Origin of the sequence: Paenibacillus artemisiicola (genome assembly GCF_017652985.1) — a bacterium.
In the GTDB taxonomy this organism is placed as follows: domain Bacteria; phylum Bacillota; class Bacilli; order Paenibacillales; family Paenibacillaceae; genus Paenibacillus_Z; species Paenibacillus_Z artemisiicola.
The window spans coordinates 1-4999 of the sequence record NZ_JAGGDJ010000095.1 but is presented as its reverse complement, the minus strand read 5'-3'; the positions used below and the strand labels follow the sequence as shown (position 1 = coordinate 4999).

Genomic DNA, 4999 nt, shown 5'->3' with positions numbered 1-4999 from the left:
CGATTAGAACGAAGCATGACGACACCATCCGATCTGTCTATGTTACTTATATTATACTATATTAACGCGGTGTCGTGTTAAATTAAAAGGACAAACAATTGGCTGTCGAGACTTTCTCGACAGCCTGAAGCGCCCGGAAAGGGCGCTTTTTTCGTTTTTCATTCGGTTCGTGGCTTGCGGGCGCGCTCACTCGGTTCGTTCGGCGCCCCTGTTGTCCGCCCGGCTACCCGGCCTGCCGGGATTTTTCCTTGGCGGGGACCTCCTTGGCCGGCTGAGGGGCAGGCTGCGCCGGATCGTGCTCCTGCAGCTGGCGCGGCTTGGATTCCGTCTGGCGTTCCATGCGACAATGGCCGTTATAGATCCCTCCGTCCTGAACGAGAATCGAATGCGCCAAAACGTTCCCGTGCAGCTGGCCGGAAGCGGCGATGGTCAGGCGTCCTTTGACGTTGACGTCGCCGAAGACCTTGCCGGCGACGATCAGGTCCTGCGCCGCGATGCCGGCCCGCGCGATGCCGTATTCGCCGACGATGACGTCGCCTGTGCATTCGATCTCGCCCTGGAATTCGCCTTCGATCCGAATGCCGGAATCGCTTGCCAGCTTGCCTTCCGCGCGCGTCCCGAGCCCGATGGTCGTTTCGGCGTAACCGATCCGTTTGGAGTCTTTGAACATCGCGTCGATTCATCCTCCTTCCTTCGGTGGTAACGTGCTAATAGCTATTTATTCTTGGACATGAGGAAACATGCTATGGCGCATCGGGGATCGTCCCGGTAAAGGGATCCGCGCCGCGCGATGAATCGCGATGTATAGGGCCCGGCGGTTGCGAACAAGCTAAAAGGTGCGGCATCCGGGCCGACTCGGGGGGAGGGACGCCATGATCTGGGCATTGCTCGTACTAATCGTCTTCATTTTTCAAATCGCGACGATACTCGTGCTCGAGTACCGCCGCCCGTCCAAAACGGTGGCCTGGCTGCTCATCCTGTTCGCGCTGCCGATCATCGGCTTCGTCATGTACTACTTCCTGGCGCAGGAATACAGGCGGCGGCGCACGCTCCGCCGGCGGGGCGTCGTTCCGAAGGAGACGATGCTGCAGGCGCTGCTGCGCTGCAAGCTGGTGCACCGGCCGGAGGACATGCGCGGCGAGGAATTCCGCTTCCAGGAACGGTTGTACCGCATGCTGCAGAGCATGACGTTCTCGCCGATCACCGGCTGCAACGAGACGACGGTGCTGACCAACGGGGACGCGACGTTCGCAGCCATATTGGCAGCGATCGAAGAGGCCCGGCATCACGTGCATGTGGAATTTTATACGATCCGCGACGACGGCATCGGACGCAAGCTGAAGGACGCGCTGATCCGCAAGGCGCGGGCGGGCGTGGAGGTGCGGGTCATCTACGACGGCCTCGGCAGCCTGGAGCTTCCGGCCCGCTACGTCCGCGAGCTGACGGAAGCGGGCGTCGAGACGCGGTGCTTCCTGCAGGCGAAGCTCGCCTTCTTCAACAAGCGGATGAATTTCCGCAATCATCGCAAAATCGTCGTCGTCGACGGGCTGGTCGGCTTCGTCGGCGGCATCAACATCGGCGACGAATACCTCGGCGGCAACCCGAAGCTCGGCTTCTGGCGGGACACGCATTTGCAGGTGAAGGGGGATGCCGTGTACTTCCTGCAGGAAGTGTTCATCCAGGACTGGTGGTTCACCGCCCGGAAGCGGCTCGACAAGCCGGCGTACATGCCGGCGCACGCCTGCAAGGGCGAGGAGCAGGTGCAGATCGTCGCCAGCGGGCCGAACAACAAGGACGCGGCCATCCTGGAATGCGTCTTCGCCGCGCTGGCGGTCGCCAAGACGCGCATCTACATTACGACGCCGTACTTCATCCCCGACCCGAGCGTGCTCATGGCGCTGCGCACCGCGGCGCTGAGCGGCGTGGACGTGCGCATTATCATCCCTTACGTGGCGGATACGAGGCTCGTGCTGTTCGCGACGTTGTCGTACGTGGAGGAATTGGTCTCGGCGGGCGTGCGCGTTTACCGGTATCACGGCGGCTTCGTGCACGCGAAGGTGTTGATCGTGGACCGGCTGCTCGCGTCGGTAGGGACCGCGAACATGGACATGCGGAGCTTCTTCAGCAATTTCGAGATCAACGCGCTGCTGTTCGACGAGAAAGCGATCGAGCGGCTCGAGAAGGACTTCATGGCGGATTTGGCGTCGTGCGAGGAAGTGAACCGGTCGCATTTTCAGCGGCGGCCGGCGTGGCAGAAGGCCGGCGAGATGGCCGCGAGAATGCTGTCGCCGCTCCTGTGAAGGAACGGCTTTTTGGCATGTTGCATTTGGCGAAGGATCGTATCGCGGAATGGCGGGACGACAAACCGGCAGGGGCGGCGCCGGACGCCGGGTCAGTTCGGCTGAAGCGACGGGCGGTCGAGCCCGACGATGCTCGCAAGGGGATGCTTGCGGCCGAGAATGAGCGCGCGGAGCAGCCCGGCGCCGATCATGCTGTAGACGGTGCCGTTGCCGCCGTACCCCAGACAGTAATAGACCCGCGGCCACTTCGGATCTTCGCCGATGAACGGCAAATTATCCCTCGACTGCGCGAAAGTCGCGTTCCATTCGTAATCGGGCCGCGCGTCGAACGACGGGAAGAGCTCCAGGATGCGCTTCGAAAGCTTGTCCGAGACGCGGTCGCGGGCGTTGCGCCCGGCGAGGGGCTGGCCGTATGGCTCGTCGAATCCGCCGGCGATGACCCGGCCGTCGTCGGTGAGCCGGGCGTAGAGATACGGACGGTCCGTCTCCCAGATCATATAGCGCCCGTACCAAGGCGATAGATCCCGCTGCGGCGGGGTGACGATGACGCTCGAGCGGTCCATCGCGGACCGGATCAGGCGGCCGCGCAGCTCCTCCGGCTCGTAGCCGACGGCGTAGACCACGTGCTTCGCGCGGAGCTCCGGTCCGGCCGCCGTTCGCAGGATGTGCGTGCCGTCGTCGTCCGTCTCGTGGGCGATGACGTCGGTTTGTTCATGTACCTGCAGGCCGAATCGCGCGGCCGCTTCGTCGACGACGGCATGGACGAACCGGTACGGATTGATCTGGGCGTCCCCGTGCGTAACGATGGCGCCGGGCTTGCGGAACGGGAAGCGCGCGCCGATTTGCTCCGGCTCCCAATATTCGACGTCGAAGCCGAACCTCGACAGCGTCTCGTATTCGCGCTTCAGCTTCGGCACGTCCTGATCCGTGCTGGCGCAGTACAGGCTGCTCGCGGGCCGGTACTCGGCGTCGATCGGCAGCGCGGAGGCAATCGCGCCGAGATCCTGAACGGCTTCGGCGCAGGCGCGGTAGAAGCGGACCGCGTCCCGCTCGCCGATCTGGCCGATCAGCTCCGAGAGCATAATGTCGTTGCAATACTGCAGCAAGCCCGTATTGGCGAGCGAGCTGCCGGCGGCGACGCCGCCGCGCTCCGCGAGCGCGGTCCGCAGGCCGGCGCTTGCCAAGACATAGGCGACGACGGCGCCGGACATGCCGCCGCCGATGACGACGGCGTCGGCGTCCGACGATTCGCGAAGCGGCGGATACGTACGGGGATGGGGCAGCGTTTCCTGCCAATACATGCGGCCTTCGTGCAAATCCTTCATCTCTCATCATGCCTCCCGCAGGTATTATGCCCAACTCCGGCCGCAAAATGAACCGGAGGAACCGGCGCCGGACCGTCCGGCCGCGCGACGCGGACCCCTGCCGCCCGACACGCGGCGGAAGGGGCGGCGAACGCGGCCGACCGGTCCGGAGGGCAGCTCAAAAAAGAGGGGGAGCGCCCCTCTTTCGTCTTGCCGCGCCTATTCCTGTATCGGATCCGGAACCAGCCCTTCTTCCTGCAGCTGGCTGTTCGTTTTCATCTGCTTCATGTCGTGGCCGAGACGCTTCAAGTCCTGCATATCCTGCACCATCGAACCGTTCTTCGCCCGTTCGACCGGCTCGGATTTGCGGCCCGCCTGCCCGGCGGACGAAGCCTGCTGTTCCCGGAGCGGATTCGCTTCCGTCATCGTCGTCACTCCTTTCGGGTTCGGCTTAAGCTTTACTACACGCGCGGGCGGCGATTTGAAACGCTCCCGGCGGAGCGACGCGGCGGCAAGCGCGTCCGTCGAATCGCGAAGAAGCGAAGCGGCGCCGCGGCGCATAGGCTGTCGTAGCGCGTGGGATGGTAGGAGACAAACGCGATTTCGTGGTACAATCAGGTGTTGGCATTATACGCTGTACAGCTTTGGAAACGACAGGGGATAGCAGGATGATCAATCAAACACCGACGCCGGCGGACGTACTGGGCGTGCCGCTTGTCTGCTCGACGCGCGGCGGCGTCGTGGAAAACGTGCACGCCGGCCATGCCGCGGTCGTCTCGGCCTCCGGCGAGCTATTGGCGGAGGCGGGCGACGCCTCGATCTGGACGTATATGCGCTCGACGGCCAAGCCCGTTCAAGCGCTTCCGGCCGTCATGGGCGGCGTGGCCGAAGCCTTCGGCCTGGGCGACGACGCGATCGCGCTCATGTGCGCGTCGCACCAAGGGGCGCCGGCGCATGTCGAGGCGTTGGAGCGCATGCTCGCGCTGACCGGCGTCCGCGAGGAGCAGCTCGTGTTCGCGCCGCAGCTGCCGGCGAACCGGGAAGCCCGCGACGAACTGCTTCGCCGCGGGGGCGGCCCGCGCAAGCTGTACCACGTCTGCGCGGGCAAGCATATCGGCATGCTGGCGCTGTGCAAGCTGCGCGGCTGGCCGATGGAGACGTATGCGGAGCCGGAGCATCCGCTGCAGCGGGAGGTGCTGCGGACGGTCGCCGCGCTCGCGGATCTCGAGCCGGACGCCGTCGGCTGCGCCGTCGACGGCTGCGGCTTGCCCGTGTTCGCGCTGCCGTTATGGCGGCTCGCGCTGATTTACGCGCGCTTCGCCGCGTGGGACGCCGCCGCCGGCCCCGGCGGCGCGACGGGCGCTTCGCCCGCCGGCGCGGAGCGGGCGGGCGGCG

The 4999-nt window shown here is 64.9% G+C and carries 5 protein-coding genes; 2 read left to right on the top strand and 3 right to left on the bottom strand.

Annotated features, from left to right (window positions below; genetic code table 11):
• Positions 1-223: 223 nt before the first annotated feature.
• Positions 224-670: a bactofilin family protein gene (locus tag I8J29_RS33100; RefSeq protein WP_208851519.1), complete on the bottom strand. Its 447-nt coding sequence runs from the start codon at positions 668-670 to the stop codon at positions 224-226.
• A 202-nt stretch (positions 671-872) separates the two neighbouring features.
• Between I8J29_RS33100 and cls the strand changes: the two genes are divergently transcribed.
• The gene (gene cls / locus I8J29_RS33095; RefSeq protein WP_208851518.1) at positions 873-2300 is read left to right on the top strand and encodes a cardiolipin synthase; all 1428 of its coding nucleotides are present in this window, start codon (positions 873-875) and stop codon (positions 2298-2300) included.
• A 92-nt stretch (positions 2301-2392) separates the two neighbouring features.
• Here cls and I8J29_RS33090 read toward each other — a convergent pair whose 3' ends face one another.
• Positions 2393-3625 (bottom strand): NAD(P)/FAD-dependent oxidoreductase, encoded by a 1233-nt coding sequence (locus I8J29_RS33090; RefSeq protein ID WP_208851517.1) that lies wholly within the window; start codon positions 3623-3625, stop codon positions 2393-2395.
• Between the two features lie 198 nt (positions 3626-3823).
• Entirely contained in the window at positions 3824-4030 is a 207-nt protein-coding gene (locus I8J29_RS33085) for a hypothetical protein (protein ID WP_090640609.1), read from the bottom strand.
• Positions 4031-4272: 242 nt separating this feature from the next.
• Between I8J29_RS33085 and I8J29_RS33080 the strand changes: the two genes are divergently transcribed.
• Positions 4273-4999: asparaginase (locus I8J29_RS33080; protein ID WP_208851516.1), on the top strand; the 727-nt coding region annotated here is incomplete at its 3' end.